This is a genomic window from uncultured Granulicatella sp. (genome assembly GCF_963516875.1).
Lineage (GTDB): Bacteria > Bacillota > Bacilli > Lactobacillales > Aerococcaceae > Granulicatella.
The window spans coordinates 1-18,775 of record NZ_CAUQCL010000021.1; the positions used below are offsets into that span (position 1 = coordinate 1).

The 18,775-nt window shown below is 34.0% G+C and carries 18 protein-coding genes, 2 pseudogenes and 1 other annotated feature; of the genes and pseudogenes, 3 read left to right on the top strand and 17 right to left on the bottom strand.

The window, feature by feature from the left end:
- Window positions 1-413: 413 nt before the first annotated feature.
- The 7 genes and pseudogenes from RWM24_RS07375 to RWM24_RS07405 all read right to left on the bottom strand — a co-directional run bounded on the left by RWM24_RS07375 (window position 414) and on the right by RWM24_RS07405 (window position 6,023).
- Entirely contained in the window at window positions 414-881 is a 468-nt protein-coding gene (locus tag RWM24_RS07375; RefSeq protein ID WP_314112998.1) for a hypothetical protein, read from the bottom strand.
- Window positions 882-1,523: a hypothetical protein gene (locus RWM24_RS07380; RefSeq protein WP_314113000.1), complete on the bottom strand. Its 642-nt coding sequence runs from the start codon at window positions 1,521-1,523 to the stop codon at window positions 882-884.
- Between the two features lie 793 nt (window positions 1,524-2,316).
- Window positions 2,317-2,574: pseudogene (locus tag RWM24_RS07385) on the bottom strand (23S rRNA (uracil-5-)-methyltransferase RumA); the annotation flags it as partial.
- A gap of 10 nt (window positions 2,575-2,584) precedes the next feature.
- Complete coding sequence (locus RWM24_RS07390) at window positions 2,585-2,761, bottom strand: hypothetical protein (RefSeq protein WP_314113002.1); 177 nt, start codon at window positions 2,759-2,761, stop codon at window positions 2,585-2,587.
- 24 nt (window positions 2,762-2,785) lie between these two features.
- On the bottom strand, window positions 2,786-4,165 hold the full coding sequence (locus RWM24_RS07395; RefSeq protein WP_314113003.1) for a deoxyguanosinetriphosphate triphosphohydrolase: 1,380 nt from the start codon (window positions 4,163-4,165) through the stop codon (window positions 2,786-2,788).
- A gap of 99 nt (window positions 4,166-4,264) precedes the next feature.
- Window positions 4,265-5,644, bottom strand: a complete 1,380-nt coding sequence (locus tag RWM24_RS07400) for an MATE family efflux transporter (RefSeq protein ID WP_314113005.1) — start codon at window positions 5,642-5,644, stop codon at window positions 4,265-4,267.
- 91 nt (window positions 5,645-5,735) lie between these two features.
- Entirely contained in the window at window positions 5,736-6,023 is a 288-nt protein-coding gene (locus RWM24_RS07405) for a hypothetical protein (protein ID WP_314113007.1), read from the bottom strand.
- A 175-nt stretch (window positions 6,024-6,198) separates the two neighbouring features.
- Between RWM24_RS07405 and RWM24_RS07410 the strand changes: the two genes are divergently transcribed.
- Window positions 6,199-6,495, top strand: coding sequence for a hypothetical protein (locus RWM24_RS07410; protein WP_314113009.1), 297 nt, complete (start codon window positions 6,199-6,201; stop codon window positions 6,493-6,495).
- A 101-nt stretch (window positions 6,496-6,596) separates the two neighbouring features.
- On the opposite strand, the gene thrS is transcribed toward RWM24_RS07410, so the two are convergent.
- The 10 genes and pseudogenes from thrS to RWM24_RS07460 all read right to left on the bottom strand — a co-directional run bounded on the left by thrS (window position 6,597) and on the right by RWM24_RS07460 (window position 16,939).
- Window positions 6,597-8,540: a threonine--tRNA ligase gene (thrS, locus tag RWM24_RS07415; RefSeq protein ID WP_314113011.1), complete on the bottom strand. Its 1,944-nt coding sequence runs from the start codon at window positions 8,538-8,540 to the stop codon at window positions 6,597-6,599.
- Window positions 8,541-8,615: 75 nt separating this feature from the next.
- Window positions 8,616-8,827 (bottom strand) — a binding site (T-box leader).
- 64 nt (window positions 8,828-8,891) lie between these two features.
- On the bottom strand, window positions 8,892-9,815 hold the full coding sequence (gene dnaI / locus RWM24_RS07420) for a primosomal protein DnaI (protein ID WP_314113014.1): 924 nt from the start codon (window positions 9,813-9,815) through the stop codon (window positions 8,892-8,894).
- A 2-nt stretch (window positions 9,816-9,817) separates the two neighbouring features.
- Window positions 9,818-11,305: a DnaD domain protein gene (locus RWM24_RS07425; protein WP_314113016.1), complete on the bottom strand. Its 1,488-nt coding sequence runs from the start codon at window positions 11,303-11,305 to the stop codon at window positions 9,818-9,820.
- A 12-nt stretch (window positions 11,306-11,317) separates the two neighbouring features.
- Window positions 11,318-11,794, bottom strand: a complete 477-nt coding sequence (gene nrdR / locus RWM24_RS07430) for a transcriptional regulator NrdR (protein WP_314113019.1) — start codon at window positions 11,792-11,794, stop codon at window positions 11,318-11,320.
- Window positions 11,795-11,823: 29 nt separating this feature from the next.
- Complete coding sequence (coaE, locus tag RWM24_RS07435; RefSeq protein WP_314113022.1) at window positions 11,824-12,429, bottom strand: dephospho-CoA kinase; 606 nt, start codon at window positions 12,427-12,429, stop codon at window positions 11,824-11,826.
- Between the two features lie 219 nt (window positions 12,430-12,648).
- Window positions 12,649-12,965 (bottom strand): annotated as a pseudogene (locus tag RWM24_RS07440) (DUF3847 domain-containing protein).
- Between the two features lie 115 nt (window positions 12,966-13,080).
- Window positions 13,081-13,620, bottom strand: a complete 540-nt coding sequence (locus RWM24_RS07445) for a DUF6609 family protein (RefSeq protein ID WP_314113025.1) — start codon at window positions 13,618-13,620, stop codon at window positions 13,081-13,083.
- Window positions 13,621-13,807: 187 nt separating this feature from the next.
- A complete protein-coding gene (locus tag RWM24_RS07450) occupies window positions 13,808-14,947 on the bottom strand; it encodes an ABC transporter permease (protein ID WP_314113027.1) in 1,140 nt (379 codons plus the stop codon).
- On the bottom strand, window positions 14,934-15,998 hold the full coding sequence (locus RWM24_RS07455) for an ABC transporter permease (protein ID WP_314113030.1): 1,065 nt from the start codon (window positions 15,996-15,998) through the stop codon (window positions 14,934-14,936). The genes RWM24_RS07450 and RWM24_RS07455 overlap by 14 nt, the downstream gene beginning before the upstream one ends.
- Window positions 15,995-16,939, bottom strand: coding sequence for an ABC transporter ATP-binding protein (locus RWM24_RS07460; protein ID WP_314078407.1), 945 nt, complete (start codon window positions 16,937-16,939; stop codon window positions 15,995-15,997). The genes RWM24_RS07455 and RWM24_RS07460 overlap by 4 nt, the downstream gene beginning before the upstream one ends.
- Before the next feature lie 427 nt (window positions 16,940-17,366).
- On the opposite strand from RWM24_RS07460, the gene RWM24_RS07465 reads away from it, so the two are divergent.
- Together RWM24_RS07465 and RWM24_RS07470 are read left to right on the top strand one after the other, a co-directional pair.
- Window positions 17,367-18,149, top strand: coding sequence for a histidine kinase (locus RWM24_RS07465; protein ID WP_314113033.1), 783 nt, complete (start codon window positions 17,367-17,369; stop codon window positions 18,147-18,149).
- Window positions 18,142-18,756: a response regulator transcription factor gene (locus RWM24_RS07470; protein ID WP_314113036.1), complete on the top strand. Its 615-nt coding sequence runs from the start codon at window positions 18,142-18,144 to the stop codon at window positions 18,754-18,756. Before RWM24_RS07465 ends, RWM24_RS07470 begins: the two co-directional genes overlap by 8 nt.
- Window positions 18,757-18,775: the final 19 nt, after the last annotated feature.

Sequence of the window (18,775 nt, forward strand, 5' to 3'; positions counted from 1 at the left end):
CGCTGCTTAATTCCTTCACTAAAATTGTTTCATCAACCCTATTTGACAAAGAGCCGTTTTTATTAGTTCTATAATTGTTCCTTCCTAAAAAGTTTTGTTCTACCACCTAAACGAGCAAAACCAAATTATCAATTACGAAAAATATATAACCTCATCGAATACCTCTTCTAAAAATTCATAGTCATGAGATATTATTAAAATCAAGTCTTTCTCTTCTTTGAAATTCTTTATATTTTCAGCAACTACTTTCATGCTTGCATAATACAAATTCCGTATTCCTCAAAATGATTTTATCCGGCATTTCGACCCTTTTCTTCAAAAATAGTCCCATAATACACCTCTCTGAATTTGCTTTGGAATTTCATATTATCAAGCAAAAGATTTCCAATCCCATAGCCCTCAATTTCTTTATTTTAGCAATCCATCTGTTTTTCATCACAAATTGGTGGAATAGTAAAGGAACTATCATCTATCTTTATTTGGGCATAAAGCATTTCGTTTGTATAACAATATCCCTTGAATGATGGGTATCCATCCAAATTCTTTAATATCTCATCCGGTAAACATCTAAAATCATAATCTCTTAATGCTCCTGCGCCAAGCAGTCTCTCTGTTCTGTAAGCGTTAATTTCCTTTGCATATTTTTGACAAAATTCATCTGGACTTTCTTCACAGAGCATTATATCTTCCGCATCTATAGCATAATACCGGTCATATCCCACAACCCACGAAATATGAACGCAAAGTAGATACCGCTCCATTTCTGGGCAAAACCCTACAGAAAAAAATTTATCTCTGTTGATTCTTTCATTTTCTATGCTTATTTCCTTTATGGACAGATCCATCATCATTTCACCTTTACTATCTGATACCTTTTCCATCTACAACATTTCTGCTTTCAGCTGTTCCATCGACACTCGAACTTCTTTCCACCGATCATCCTCTGTGTCGCAGCCCCGAAGAAGCAGTCCGTCGTTGTCCCAGCGGACAAACTCAATATCGTCAAATCGGGTGTCGTCCGGGTCAACGATGTACCGCAGATCCAGCCAACGCTCCGGGGGGTGGGGCTGGAACGGGCAGGAAAAGTCCAATACGATAGTGGAGTAGGGACAGGCCCAAATGCAGCCGGTGACAGCCAGCAGATCTGTGCCGGGGTCATAGTCCGCTCTGGTCCAGATGAATACTTCTTCGACTTTCTGCCCCTCCTCTGGGTGGACACAGGAAGGGACATAGTGCATCTCCTGTCCGATCTCCACCTCCATAACGCTGTATCCATACAGTTCTGTGCGGAAGATTAGATAGTACTTTCCGTTGCGGTGGCGAAACAGAGAGCAGAATTCACCATCCATGTCCAGATTGCGCCAAGCATACCGCACCTTGCCCTCATTGTCCAGCAGTTCGCTTTCACTGCCGCAGAGATGTAGAGTGCCGTTATAAAGGTAGGCTTTGGAGCGGATGGAATACCCATCCGTAAACGGAAACTGCTCGTCTTGCTGAGGAGATCGGTTCTCCGGCGCAAACATAGCATCATACTACGCACACCAGTCCCGATAGCATTTTTCATGGGCGATGTTTTCAGTGTTCATTGAGATACCTCGCCAGTTTCTTCTCCAGCAGATCTATCATATCATTGCAGAGGCGCCTTACATTGTCCTGCTCATGGGCGTAGTACCAGATGGTATCCTCTCCAGGGCGGAGCAGGAGCTGGTCGCCGTCCGCTTCTTTCCAGAACTCGCCCAGCACACAATACCGCTCTCCATGAATGGTCAGATCAAACATCCCGGAAAGGGTAAGAATCACGCCAGTGGATACATTAATGCCTGCGGTCAGCAGGAAAAACTCCCGCACCTGGAACGGGAGCGTGAAGTCCAGCACGCTTTCTTGATCCCTGATCTGTTCCTCCGCGGCGGCAGGCTGGATTATATCCGTGGGGTCCAGCACCTTTGCTAATGCCTCGCAAAACTTGGGGTATTGGCCAAATAGTTCTGGGTGGCTGGCCTTGAATTCCTTTTGCTTTTCCCGCTGCACCCGCTCCTGTTCCTTGCAGAAAGCATCCAGATCGGCCAGATACCGCTCCTGGTAGAGATTGCTGGCTTCAAATGCTATGCCGCTCTTTTCCAGAATGGCGATGGCTCCCTTTTGGCTGCCAAACACCGGGACCCACTGAAAGCCGTGTCGGCAGGGCTTTAGTTTCAGGAATTCGCCCCGACTCAGCAGGGCTTCCAGTTCCGGCTCATGCTCGTCCCACCAGTTCCGCCAACTTTCCGGTGTTTCCCGGCCTTCGACCAGGTCTAGGAGCTTTGCTGTCAGGTTTTTTTGATCCATAAGATCTTTCTCCTTTTTTGACTTGTTGTAATGTTCTCGTAATTCTATTCCACATTTCCTTTTTATCTGTGCAATATATAATGTTGAAACTTTTAATTGAAATTTATTCCAAACATATTCTTTGATTTGAGCATATGTTGCTTTACTCTCCGCACTTGTCAAATCCAGCTCATCCAGCTTAATTTCAACGTCTATATGCTTATCGACATCGAGTTTGGACAAAAGTGCTACCATCTCAACGTGGGCCGTTACAACACGACTATTCGTGTTGTCCTTCCCCTCTACCGTTACGATAATATTTCCCTTTTGGTATTCTTTTGTAAGGATAACATAATTTGTCAAGAGTTTTCATTAAATACTCTTGTACTCCTACTGTATATCCTGTTGGAGAAGGAACTGCTAATAATTCTTGTAAATATTCTAATGTTTGATTCATCTATAAATTCCTTTCGAATAACTTCTAAATTCCTACCATATCTCGGTAAAGTTGATGCGCATAACTATCCGTCATTCCTGAGATAAAATCGGTTGCCAATAATAAGCGTAAATATAATTTTTCCACTTCAGATTTACCTTCTGCAAAATAATGATAGGAACGTTTTTGACTTTCTGAAATGATGCCAATTTTCTTCAAATCAACATAATCTAATCGACGATTTGTATCATAAGCGACTAATGGTGGAACAAAACTATCTAACAAATACGTTAAAGTAGAATAACCAGAAATTTCTAAACGTAAAATACTCTTATGATCATATATTTTATCTTCAGAAATTTTTCTTAAATGCGTGTATAACTCATGTGCACTTGAGTCTGTTAATAAATCTTGTTGATAATCTCCATTCATAATTTTCTCATAATGCATCACAAAAGATTCTGTTGCTGCATCAATTAACATCGTTCTTAAATCTACAAAAAACTGATTAATACTAAATATCTCTTCATCAATTGTTTCTAATATTTTTACGATTTTTTTAGAATGTGGAGAAATTTTATCTTCTTTTAATACAGTATGTAAATATTCTTTTACAACGGCAAATCTTAAAACACCTTTTCCAATGGCATCTTCTAAGTCTGCAATTAAATAAGCAATATCATCAGCTGCTTCTAAAATAAATGTCAATGGATGACGATTTTCACCAGTTTCAGTGATTGCAGTAATTTGTCGAAAAATATCTTCTTCAGCTCTGAAAAATCCTACTTTTTTAGAAGTAATTTTCTCTGTTTTTGGCTGATTAGAAGCTCTTGTATATTTTAAAATGGTATTAATCGTTGCAGGCGTTAAATCTAATCCATCAAAATTCCCCTTAAAATCATGTAACTTCGTTACAATTCTTAGGGATTGTGCATTCCCTTCAAAATGATAAAAATCATGTACATAGGGACTTGCTAAAAATTCTTCTGCTACATCAGAATGTTCTGCTAAAATATGAGGTAAATTTTTTTTAAACCATTGACGAATAATATCTTCTCCAAAATGTCCATACGGAGGATTGCCAATATCATGTAATAAACTTGCACATTCCACAATTCGAGCAATATCACTTTGATGCTCAATCATTTCTTGTTTGCTGGAATCTATTTCGGTCAATGAATCTTGTTGCAACAATCGTACAATTTCACTCACTAATGTTCTTGCAATCATTGCTACTTCTAAAGAATGTGTTAACCTTGTATGAATAAAGTCTAATCTTTCTAATGGAAATACTTGCGTCTTATCTTGTAATCGCCTAAAAGCGGGACTTGTTACAATTCTTTTATAATCATCATCAAACTCGTTACGATGGTTTGAATCTTTGTCTGAAAGACGAGTAGTCGCCAATAACGTTTTCCATTCCATGTCATCACTCCTTTCCTCTATCTTAAACCAATTTACGAAACATTTCCATCTTAGAAAGAAAAAAGAGCAAAGTATTCGACTACTTCACTCTCTCAATCATTATTTTTCCAAAATCAATTCTTCTTTCATATGAATATCGTGTAATTCTCGTTTAAAGAAAAATAGACAAAGAACTAAAGAAATGACATCTGATACTGGAGTTGCAAACATCATCCCCTCTACTCCAAAAAGATACGTCATCAATAGCATCATCGGTAATAAAATCAATAATTGTCTTGCTAATGATAAAAATGCTCCCGTTTTTGCTTTTCCAATAGCTGGGAAAAATGTTGTAATTAAAATCGTTATCCCATTTATGATTGTAAATAACATGAAATATCGTAAATAACGAATTCCAAATTCAAAATACAAATCATTTCCATTCCCAAATAGTTGAATAATTTGCAACGGGAAAATTTCAAACACTGCCCAAGTGACAAATGACAATCCAAATCCTATTTTTAATGCTAAAAAGATAGTTTGACGTACTCGCTCGTAATATTTTGCTCCATAATTATATCCGACAATCGGTTGAACTCCTTGAGTCATTCCAATAATTAACGCAATAAAAATAACAAATACTTTTGCTACAATGCCTCCAACTGCAATTGGAATCTCACTTCCATAAATAGACATCGCTCCATAAGTTTTTAATAAATTATTGGAAACAATTTGTACAATTAAAGCAGAAATTTGAAAAATAAAAGAAGTTAATCCTAAAAAGGCAATTGCTTGAACCTGTTTAAAATGCGGAATAAAGTCTTCCCATTGAAATTTTACTGAACGAAACTTTGGAATATACGCAAATAACAGTAATGCGGACAATATCTGACTTAACACGGTTGCCCAAGCAGAACCCGCAATTCCCATATGAAATATAAAGATAAAAATAGGATTTAAAATCATATTCATAACTGCTCCAACAATAATCGCCATCATTGAAAAAGTCGCTCTTCCATCTGAACGGACAAGAGGATTAAATCCTGTTGAAAATAAGAAAAACGGAATCCCATATGCCGTAATGCGAGAATACTCCATGGCATAATTAAAAATTTGATCTGTTGCTCCAAATAGTTGCATTAAAGGTGCTAAAAAGATTTGAACAAGCACGCAAACTGCAATTCCCATCACGATTAATTGAACGACCGCTGTTCCTGCAATTCTTCTTGCTTTCTCGACTTCTTTGCGACCTAATTCTAAATTAAAATTCGACGCAGCCCCTACTCCTGTCATTAATCCTAAAGCTAAACAAATCGTCGTAATTGGAAAAGCAATATTTGTCGCAGCATTTCCTAAATACCCAACTCCTTGTCCAATAAAAATTTGATCAACGATGTTATATAAGGCATTGACGACATTAGCAATCATTGCAGGAATCGCTAATTGCATCAATAATTTTTTGATGGGCTGCGTTCCCATCGGATTTTCAATAGTTGTCATGAATAAACTCCTTTTTTGTAACTTCGAACAAAAATATTGTAAGGGTGATTAAAATGATATGTCAATGAAATATTTTTTATATGAATAGTAGTTATCTTTTTCTATTTTTCCAAACTCTTTCTATGATACTTAAACTACTCGATTTGTAAATATGGTTCCTTGAAATAGTCGTATCTCGTAATCTAACAATCTCTGGATGATTTCTCACATCACTTTTTGTCCAAGAACTGTAATTAATCCCTAATTGTTCACACATTTCTTTTGTTGTTAAGTTTTCCTTGCACATTGTCATTTTTTGATATCCCAATTTTTGTAACAATTTATCAAACCGTTCTGGATTTTGCTCAATTGCATTAAATACTAAATCTTCTACTTCCATAAATGTTATTCCCTTCTGTTTATCAGATACCTTATTATAATACCATTTATTAATAAACAATGAATAGCACATTGTGAGTGATATTATTGAAGAAGCTCCCCAAACTTTACACTCATAAGTGCTTCAGCTATAATAAACTACAAAGATTGAGTCAATTTCTTATAGGAGGAAAATTATGGAATGGTACGATTATATGATAAACGCATCCAAACAGTCACGTTTTAATGCTAGTCACTGGTTTCGATATTTACGCAAAGTTATTTTTGAAGACCATTCTTATTTAACAGACGAAGATGTCGAGAAATTATTAAACTCCGAAGAACTTACTCATTTTCAAAAAGTAAGTTTAAAATATGCTGTCCAAAAACATAGCCCTACTCACGAATATGTCATTTCATTAAATAAACCTGCTAAATTAACGAATGTTCAAAAATTAATGGAGAACCAAGAACAACTTCAAAAATATTATTAATCACCCTAAAGACAATTTCTCGTTCAGAAGTTGTCTTTTTTGCATGTAAAAAATCCTGTCGGTGATTTCTCACCAACAGGATTTGCTGAACAACCATTAAATTAATCTTCTAATGGACGAGAGAAGTTCGCAATTTCACGTTGAACACGTTCTAAGTATGCTTCAACTGTCATTGTAACAGTTTCTTTTGAACCATAGCGACGAACTGTTACTGTTCCTTCTTCTACTTCTTTATCCCCAATTACTAATTGATAAGGGATTTTTTGTGTTTGAGAAGCACGAATCTTGTAACCCATTTTTTCATTACGGTCATCTAATTCAACACGTAATCCTAAGCTCATCATTTTTTCTTTTAATGCACGAGCTGCATCATAATGATGTTCTACACTTACTGGAATAATAGTTGCTTGAACTGGAGCTAACCAAGTTGGGAATGCTCCTTTATATTCTTCGATTAAGTAAGCTACAAAACGTTCTGCAGTTGATACTACCCCACGGTGGATAACTACTGGACGGTGAGTGTTATCTCCATCTTCACCCACATAAGTTAAGTCGAAACGTTCTGGTAATAAGAAGTCTAATTGGATTGTAGACATTGTTTCTTCTAAGCCCATTGCTGTTTTGAATTGGATATCTAATTTTGGACCATAGAATGCAGCTTCACCAATCGCTTCAAAGTAATCTAAGCCCATTTCATCCATTGCCTCTTTTAACATTGTTTCAGCTTTATTCCACATTTCATCATCATCGAAGTATTTTTCTTTATCTTCAGGATCACGATAACTTAAACGGAAACGATAATCTTTAATATTGAAGTCTTTATACACTTCACGAATTAATTCTAAAATACGTTTAAATTCATCTTTGATTTGATCTGGACGAACAAAGATATGCGCATCATTTAATGTCATTTCACGTACACGTTGTAAACCAGATAAGGCTCCTGATTTTTCATAACGGTGCATCATTCCTAATTCAGCAATACGAATTGGTAATTCACGATAGCTGTGAATATGATTTTTATAAACCATCATGTGGTGAGGACAGTTCATTGGACGTAATACTAATAATTCACCATCTCCCATGTCCATTGGTGGGAACATATCTTCTTGATAATGAGCCCAGTGACCAGAAGTTTTATATAATTCAACATCTGCCATAATTGGTGTATATACGTGTTCGTATCCAAGGCTAATTTCTTTATCAACAATATAACGATCAATGGTACGACGAATTGTAGCACCTTTTGGTAACCAGAATGGTAATCCTGAACCAACTTCTTGGCTAATCATAAATAAGTCTAATTCTTTTCCTAATTTACGGTGGTCACGTTCTTTAGCTTCTTCACGCATTTTCAAGAATTCTTTTAAGTCTGCTTTATCAAAGAATGCTGTTCCGTATACACGTTGCATCATCTTGTTATCAGAATTCCCTCTCCAATATGCTCCTGCAAGAGATAATAATTTGAAGACTTGAATACGTCCTGTTGAAGGTACGTGAATTCCACGACATAAGTCTACGAAATCTTCTTGTTGATAAATAGAAATTGTTTCATCTTCTGGTAAACCATTAATTAATTCTACTTTATATGGATCTTTTGCAAAGATTTCTAACGCTTCTGCACGACTTACTTCACGACGTACGATTGGATAGTTTTCTTTTACAATTTTCATCATTTCAGCTTCCACTTCTGGAAGAGCGTCTTCTGTTAATTGGTTTGGCATATCTGTATCATAGTAAAATCCAGATTCAATTGCTGGCCCTACCCCAAAGTGAATTCCTGGGTATAAACGAGTTAACGCATGCGCTAATAAGTGCGCAGTTGAGTGACGTAAAATTCCTAATGCATCTTCATGGTCTGGTGTTACGATTTCAATACTAGCATCTTCAGTTAATGCATGCTCTAAATCGACTAATTCTCCATTTACTTTACCTGCAAGTGCTTTTTTTGCTAAGCTCTTACTAATACTTTCAGCAATATCTTTCACTGAAATTCCTTGTTCAAATTCTTTTACAGCTCCATCTGGAAATGTAACTTTAATCATTGACATTGTTCTCCTTCTTTCCTTTCAAAAATGTTTTAAAAAACAAAAAAACCATAGTTTGCATACTCATACAAACTATGGGACGTTATTTCTACGTGGTTCCACCCAAATTCATTCGTTTTAAACGAATCTCTTAAACGGACTAACGCTCCGTTACGCCTTGCCTTACTAAACTTCAAACAAGGATTCAAAAGTGGTAAAACTATCTCGGATGAAGTGTTCCACCAACCCACTTCTCTCTATTAGATAACCAGATAACAGTTTCTTGTCTTTTTCATCATTTTCAAAATATTTAATTCATTAGTTATTCTACCACTATTTTTATAAAAATCAAGTCAAATTTTTTGAAAGTTATGAATAGCGGCGGTTTTCTCCTGCTAAGAAAATTTCTTTCGATAGGAAACGTACACGTTCAATCAAACGTTTTGCTTTTAATAATTCTACATCTCCACGATTAGAGACACTTAAATGTTCTTGTAATTCTTCAATTGTTAAATTCGATGAAAAGAATGTTGGTAATTGTTGCATCATACGATATTCTAATACAATCATTAAAATTTCATCTCTAAACCATGCAGAATTTGATTCAGCTCCAATATCATCTAGCATTAAGATTGGTGAAGTTTTTAAAAATTCAACCTTTTCTTCTAATCGATTAGCACCAATCGCACTTTTCAATTCACTCGACAAACTTGGAACATGCACTAAAGTTGTTTCAAATCCAAGCTGAGCTAATTCATTTGCGATAGCTGCTAAGAAATACGTTTTTCCAACTCCAAATGAACCCACTAAATAAATCGCACGATGAAACTCATTTGGTTTCGCAGATAATTCATTAATAAATTGCAATGAAGCTTGAAATGTTTCTTGACGCTCTTTTGTAATATCTAAAGAATTTAAGGTTACATGTAATAAATTTTTAGGCATATTAATCGCATGAATTCGATTCGTCAACACTTGTTCCTGTTGTTTTTGAATAAACTCTTGAGTTGGACGATACACGACTTCCACAAACCCTTGGTTGACCCTTAATAGTGGTTCCATCCCTTTAATGTATGTTTCTACTCCTTGGATACGAGCATCACGTTGTTGAATATATTCCAAAAGGGCTGAATAGCTTTTCACTAAATTTTCTTGCGGAATTTCATCTTGATGCTCTTGTAAAAACTGTTGAACTTCTTTATCTTGTAAAACTTCTGCTACAATTTTTTGATATTGTTGTTGAAAGGCTGTAGTAGCTGTTTTATTGCCAAATAAATCTTGCATTCCTTCCATCACTATTCTCCCTTCACTTGTTCAGAATTCCCACTCGTTTTCAATTGAGAAAGCTGAGCTTTTAATAATTGAAGATTTTCATCATCTAATGGACTTTCTTTTGTTTCATTTGGTTTCATCGCCCAGTCAGGAACAGAAGCCACTCTTCCTTTTGGAGCATTTCCATAATACTTTTTACCTGAGTATGATTGTACTTGTCGATTTTCAATTTTTTCTTTACGACTCGCTTTAAACTCTTTATCTCTTTGACGAACCGCTTCAATGGCTTGTTCAGCAGTCTGAATTCCTTTTTGACTCCAATCATTCGCAATCGTATCCATTAAATTTTTATTAATCGTCGGATTATTTTTAACAACTAATACATAATGAATTAAAATATTTATCACTTCAGATGGAATCGTTCCTACTTGAACTAAATCTAAAATAATTCTTTGTTCACCATTTGAAACATAGCCATTTCTTTGTTGCTTAATACTTGTCATAAAGTCAAATGGCGTCATTTCTTTTGCTAATGTAATTAATCGTTGAATGGCTTGAGGTAAATGAGTAGTCGCTGGAGTTGTTTCTTGTTGTTCTTCTACAACAACTTCTGAATCTACAGGCATACTTTCTTCTTTCCGAACAACTGAAGTTACAATAGATTCCTCTTGTTTAGGAGCTGCTAAATGTTGATTAGCATTAATAATAATCGAATATAATTCCTTTTCATCGATTTCACCCGTTGATAAATCCGCCGCATAAATCACATATTGCGCAATTTCTCTTTCCGTTAATCCATAATATAATTGGAAACTATTCAACATTTGCTTCACTTCATCTGTTAAAGCATGTTCATGAACAAATTGACTCTTTAATAAATCTGTTAATAATTCCCAATCAATATTTGAGTTCAATACTAATGATTCTTGTTGCTTCACATCTTTAATCATTTGTTTTTCTTGAGCAACATTTCTCTTATACTGTGACATATTAAAAGGCAATTGGAATCCTTCTTGGAAAGTACTAGTGACATCTTCCCCATAAATAGCCTTTTCTTTCACACTAAAACGTTTTTGTAAGTTTTCAAAACGTTGATGCCCAACTTGATTCACTAAAAGTGTCGATAATAAAGCATCTTTGAAAAATAACTTCGGACTTGCTGGCGCTTGTAATTCAAATGTATATTGATCACTAATCGAATCTTCATCTTCATAACGATACGTTTTTAATAAACCTACCGATTCTAAACGAATTCTTGCTTGATAAAAATCTGGAATTCCCATATTCACTAAGGCTAATAAATCTGCCAATCGAATGACATCACTTTGATAGGAATTCGGAGAAAGCTCACTAAATAAGACTAAATATAAAGTTGAGGCTTGAACCCCTAAAAATGGTACATATAATTGCGTCACAAATTGTAATTCACGTTGTGTCAGCCAAACTTGCTGTGTTACTTGAATACAATCACGTGGATTCAACTGACTCCACTTTATTGATTTCTCGTCCATTTGATCCTCCTATTATGATTTCGTATCTTTACGATCCATTTCAAAAGACATTCTTTCTAATTCTTTTAAGAACATTTTTCGATCGGTAAATTGACGGTATACACTTGCAAAACGAATATATGCAATATCATCAATTTTAGCGAGGTAGTCCATGACCATCTCTCCAATTAACATACTTGAGATTTCATTTTCTCCTTCTTGATTAATCGTATGTTCTACTTCATTAACAATTTGCTCTAATTGACTTAATGGAATCGGACGTTTTTCAGCAGAACGAACTAATCCATTTAATAATTTTTCACGATTAAACGCCTCGCGATTTCCATTTCTTTTAATGACTAAAATCGGAGCTTTTTCTAATCTTTCAAAAGTTGTGAACCGATAACCACATTCATCACATTCTCTTCTTCTTCGAATTGAACGACCATCGTCTGCTGGACGGCTATCAATCACTCGTGAACCATTAAATTTACATCTTGGACATTGCATGACGATGTCCCCTTTCTTCAAGTTTTTTCTTATTGTAGTATATCATTTTTCGTTTCTACTAGCCACTGTTCAACTTGATGATATAACTGTTGAATCGTGCCTTGATTATCGAATAATACGGTTGCTCTTTTCCGTTTTTCTTCAATGGATAATTGAGAATCGACTCGAGACAGCGCTTCTTGTTTTGTATATTGATTTCTCTTCATTAATCGTTCTAATTGTAGTTCTTTAGGAACGTAAACAACGATAATTTCTTCGCATAATTCCTCATACTGCTTTTCAAATAATAGGGGCAAATCTAAAACAATCATTGTCTCACCTTTTTGACGATACTCCTCGATTTTCTCTAAAATCATAATTTTAATGAGAGGCTGTAATAGGTTATCTAGTTTTTGACGGTTTTCTGCATTTGAAAAAATTAATGCGCCTAATTTTTGACGATTTAAGCTTCCATCTTCTTCAAATACATCACTACCAAAAACTTTTCTAATTTCTATAGCACCTTGACTATTGGGTTCAACTACTTTACGAGCAACTTCATCTGCATCAATGACAGGAATTTTCAATTGTTTAAAATAAGAAGATACCGTAGATTTCCCAGAAGAAATCCCGCCTGTTAATCCAACAATTTTCATAAAATTCCTCCTTATAGCTCTTTTGTTCTATGTTAGATGAAAATAAAGATTCATGCAATAAAAAACTATGTAAGAGAAACAAAAAAGGAATTTCCCCGTAGCAGCAATAAGCCTCGCTTTGCGAGTACCACCCCCAAAAAAGTTAGACCAAAAATCTAACTTTTTGGGGTCACTACACCTATTAAGGTGTATATGTGCGCCTTTGTAAACAAGAAACTATTATTCGATGTCTATTTCTGCCTCTTGGTTTTCTGTAATTTTTACTTCTGTTTCTTCTCTTTCTCTATGATTTTTTATATTTTGATATCGGCTTCCTCTTTAAGAATTAGAGATATGATTAGCTGATAAAATTCATCTTTGCTTAAGTTCTTACTTTCTGTAAAGCTATTTTCAAAGACTGCTCCTTTTTCATATATTCTTTTATCTCTCTTTTTTCTTTCTTCCTGTTTCTGCTGACTGGTGAGTTTTTTTCTTTTGTTTTGTAATTGCTTTATTTCTTCATCTACCATTAAGATTTTTTCTTCTATGTTTTTCATTTTGTCTTTTCCTCTCTTTCTTATTTTGAGCAAAGAAAAAAACAGTAAACCTTTTTTCGATTTACTGTTTCTCTGTTATTTTTATTAAGTTGCTAGTTCAACAAACAATTGGAATTTATTGCTTTGTTACATTAGAAAAAAATAACAAATAAACTCCAAATATAAATTTAATTATTGCATCAATATAGGCAAATAGTACCAAAGAAACATCAGAAAAAATATACCCCATGATAATATTAATAGTGCACATAATTCCTAATAAAACCATTGATTTTCCATGTACAAAATAGAATGGAAAAAAATGCAATGCTGTGGCTAATAATGCTCCCAACCATATCAATCTCCAATTCTCCGTAGCAAAAAATGGACCTCCTAAAAAAAACATTAATATAAACAGTAATATTATTGAGTATTGAGAAACCTTATTTTGAAATTTAGTCGATGATCCAGTGGATAGTTTTTTTAGTAAGTTTTTATTCATATTAATTGAAAAAAAACAAACTACATAACCTATACTAAACACTTGCATATTTATAATTTGTTGTCCACCTATTAAGGTAGCAACAGCGATAACTATGGCAACCGCAATTAACCATAAACCGCCAGATTTTTTATAATTAAATTCTAACTTTTGATTTTTTTCATATCCTAACATTCGCTGAAAAACCTCTCTTAATCTTAATTTATTTATCTATTTCACTTAATATTATAGCATTTTTAGGAATTTGTCTACTGCCCGATTTCATACTCATTCGCTACTATTCCCCCGTAAAGTTTCAAAGTAACTTCTAGTTAAGTATCAAAACTAGAACTTAGATTGAGAATTTACCAGGAATTCCCAATTAAAATTTATTTATACGACGAATGCGCTGTACGCTAAACGCCATTACAGTATATAAAACGGTAAATAAAACAATCATCCCTAAATGAAATGCATAACTAGAAAACTCTGTTGAAGAATTACTCACTGCTGAAGTCACATAATAAACAGGGAAGAATTTAGCAATGTTGACTCCATATGAACTTACCAATTCTAAAGGAACAAAAATTCCGGATAAAAATGCCAGCCCCGTTCCCAATATTGTACTTGCAGCTGAATAAGCATATTGATTCTCGCCAATCACTACAGCACAAAGGAATGACAAAGCATAAGCTGAAATTGCCGAAGCTGTACTCAATAATAAAATCTTCAATGCTTGAGCACTTGCATAAAATTCAGGAGCTAAAATCCCTACAAAAAGTAGATTAATACCAACAATTAAACCTACAATCGTTAATCCTGCTAAAAATTGTTCCAGCATCACTCTACGCTCATCTTTCATTGCAATCGTAATTCTCTTGGCAACTTCTTTCCCCTTCATTTTAGAAAAAATCGTGCCAAATAAATAAATGAACACTGAAAAATAAATAAATGGACTATAGGCAAAATAAATTTTACCAAATTGTTCTTTAGAATATTGACTGGATACCGCTTCTTCTTTAGAAAGAATCGTTACTGTTACTTCTTGATCTATAATCTTTTCAATTCTTTCTGGATTAAAATTCCCTTCTTTTTTCAAAGCAACTGCATATCGAAGATAAGAATTTACATACTCACGAATTAAATGTCCCGATAATGAATTGGAGATTTCCATCTCAACAACTTCTTGTTCTTTTTCCAATTTTGAATGTACATCACTTGGAATCCATAATCCTGCATCTACATCTCCTGCATAGATAGCTTCTTTCATACTTGTATCACTTTTTGTCGTTTTTTGTACTTCATGTTTCTTTTGAAGCGTTTGAATCAATTGATTAATGATTTCATCAGTTCCATTCGACTCATCTTTTATCATCATTTTTATAGAAATATCTTCAAAGTTACTCGTTTCCTTCTTTCCAGAAATTTGAAGTAAAGCCATCCCCATAAAAATGACTAAATAAATAATGCCATATATTTTGTAACGATTCGCAAGTTTTAAAAAATACTTATAAACTGTCATAACGTGTTCTCCTTAATCTCCATAATGCAAAGACCATTAATAGAAGTGTATAAATTCCAAGTAATCCAAAAATACGAGTCATTTGTGTGCCCTCATTTAAACGGTTTAATTGATAAAATCCAGACATAATCAAAGCTACTGGATTATACTGATTTACCCATGGAAGATGACTATTCATAAATACTCGTATACTACTTCCCATTAATCCTGCAATAGCGGATGCAATCATATTGGTCATTAATGCTACTATAATCCGTCCTTGTATACTCAACTGTTGAATAGTTCCTATCAAAATTCCAAAGGATAATCCAAAAATATTTCCTATAAGCATTAATAAAATACTACCTGTCCAATTCGTAAATAACTGTAATTTTAAAATTTGAGTCATATACACTAATAAAAGGACATTCGAAAGCACATTTAACATTAATCCTGTAGCAAAACTGTAAATCAGAAATTTCCATTTACTAAATGAACTTCCCATAACTCTTCGTCCCACTTCAGATAAATTACCGTTCATATATGCTACACAAACAACTCCACTAAAGATTGAATACATTGCAAAACTTGCTAGACTTGAATAGAACATCATTGTTCCTTCACTAACATCACTCTTTGTTTCTTTGATCCAACTTTTTTTAAAATCAATGGTAGAGGCACTTTTTCCAAGAGATTGAACTTGTTTGATTTGAGTGACCACATTTTTCAAAACACTTTGAGGAACACCTGATTCTTTTGCCACTACAATATCTAAATTATTTTCAACAAATCCATCTGCTTTTTCTTCAAGCGTTAACTGCTTTCCCTCTGCTGCTGATGCTACATCAATGATTTTAAAATTTTCACCGGCTTGTTCAAAGACAAAATGAAATGGATGATCCTTCGTAATTGCAACACGAACGGGATTTAATTCCTGATGAATCACACCAGAAAGTGATAAATAAAAGAAAGTCGTTAAGATCACTGGATAACATAATACCCAAAATGAAAATGCAAAATCTTTTACCGTATTTTTAAATAAATACTTAAATAACTTTAGAAATGTCATCATCTATCACGAAGTCCTTTCCCAGTATATGCTAGAAATACATCATCTAAACTTGGTTGTTCACTATATAAACGAACATAGTTTAACTGCAATTCTTCAATCGTGTTGGCAACATGCATTAAATGATTATTTCCCTTTTTAAAATGAAACTTCAACTGTTGTTTTTGTTCTTCCATTACTAAAATTTGAGGAATTTGTCTTAATCGCTCTAATTGTTCACTTGTTGGAATGGTCGTTAATTCTACTTGAATAATTTCTGAAGTAGTAATCGATGCTTTTAATTCTTGAGACGTTCCAGAGATAATGCTCTTTCCTTTATCCATAATCACAATACGATCACTTAATCCATCCACTTCATCTAAATAATGAGTGGTGTAAATAATAGTACTACCCTTTTCATTTAATTGACGAATTCCGTCTAAAATAAACGAACGACTTTGAGTATCTACTGCAACAGTCGGTTCATCAAAGAAAATTAAAGATGGTTTATGGACGATTCCGCAAGCAATATTTAATCGACGCTTCAATCCGCCACTTAATTTTTTCGGGAGAAATTTACGAAAATCTTGTAATTCTGTAAATTCAATCGCTTCTTTTACATATTGTTTTCGCAATGTTGAATCTGAAATGTATAGTCCACAAAAGAAATCAATATTTTCTTCCACTGTTAAATTTTCTAAATAAGCTAACTCTTGTGGCACAATTCCAATTTGCCCTCTAGCTTTAGCAGATAATGGAAATTGATTTTCTCCTAATACGGTAATCTCTCCACTATCAAATGTTAAAAATCCTAGCATACAATTGATTAAAGTTGTTTTCCCACATCCATTTGGACCAAGAAGCGCTAATAACTCCCCTTTTTGAATCTCAATTTCAAAGTGATTTAATGCCATTAAATCTTTATATCGTTTCACTAAACCTTTTACTACAATACTTGTTTCCATATGTTCACCTATCCTTTCGTCACAATCTTAGTATATAAAATGTCTTCACTCTTACCTAGTGTCAAATATCATCATCTGCATATGACATTTGTCATATTTTTATAGAATTTTATGACTTTTGCAGTTATACTACAATAAAAAGCAGATTGGAGGAATAGTCTTGCGTACATTCATTGAAAAGTCATTATTTTTTATTCTCATCAGTATTTTTTTAGCACAGGAAAATATTGAACTTTCGACAATTTTTCTAGGATTTTGTATCTATATCCTCTCTCTTTCCCCTTATGTTAGTTCAAAATTCATTTCATTGATTGCATTAGGGATTTCTGGAATACTTTGTATTCTCTTTCCACAGACTGGACTTTATAGTGTTCTATTCATCATGCATGCGGTTCATTTATTTGGTTTAGGGGGAATTTTTTCAGGATTGATTTTATTTTTATATCCTCATTTATTTACCATTATCCTCGGTATTATTGGTAGTTATATTATGTTACAAACTCAAAAGGATGAGGCTTTTCAAAAGAAAAATTATCAAATTCAAAATGATTTAGAACTAGAACGTTTGAAATTAATACAACGCCAACAATCAAGCTCTGAAGAAGTTTTAAAACAAATGGAAATTGCCACGTTAAAAGAAAGAAATCGGATTTCTCATGCATTACACGATCAACTAGGACATACTTTGAGTGCTTCTATTATGCAATTAGAAGCGCTGCAAATTATTACAACTGAACCCGTTGTAAAAGAAAAATTAGAACATTTATCAAGTATTTTACAACAAGAAATGGATGACATTCGATTAACAATCCATCAAATGTATGATGACTCATTTTCACTTTCGCAAAGAATGGATACACTCCTTCAACCTTTGAAAGAAAAAGCACAGCTAAATTTTACAAACACTATCTCAGATAGTATTCCTATTAATGTAAAATATGATATTTTAACGATTTGTAAGGAATTGACAACAAACTTTATGAAACATTCTAATGGAACGCAAATTCAATTATTCCTTTTAGAACAAAAAACAACTTACACCATTGATTATAGAGACAATGGTGACCGTCCCACGAATACTCCTTCAGGTATGGGACTAACCATGATGAAGGAATTAGTGGAAAAACATAATGGAGATTTTACACTTCAAACAAAAAATGGATACGAAATTTTTATTCGTATTCCAAAACAGGAGGCCTCTCATGATTAAAACGATTCTTATTGATGATGATTATTTAGTATTACAAGCATTAGAAACCATTCTTTCTGCCCAATCTCATATTGAAGTCGTTGGTATGGGAAGTAATGGATCTGAAGCGATTCAACTATACGAACAACATCAGCCTGATTTAGTTTTAATGGACATTCGAATGGAGCCTACTTCTGGGATTGATGCAGCTAGTCATATTTTACAAGAATATCCTGAAGCAAAAATTTTATTTTTAACGACCTTTCAAGATGATGAATATATTACAAAAGCATTGGCGATTGGCTGTAAAGGTTATTTATTAAAGCAACATATTAAAGGCATTATCCCTGCTATCGAAGCGGTTATAAATCATCAAATTGTATATGATTCAACGATCGATATGCCGGTTAAAAAAGTCTATCAAAGAAAAACAAGCAAATTACTGAATGAACGTGAAAATGAATTATTGTATTTAGTAGCAGAAGGATACAATAATAAAGAAATCGCAGAAAAAATGTACTTAAGCGAAGGCACCATCCGAAACTACCTCTCCTTACTTCTAGAGAAATTAAACTTAAGAGACAGAACCCAATTAGCCATTTATTACTATAAAGATTTAGTAGAATAAACTATTAATGACGAAACAA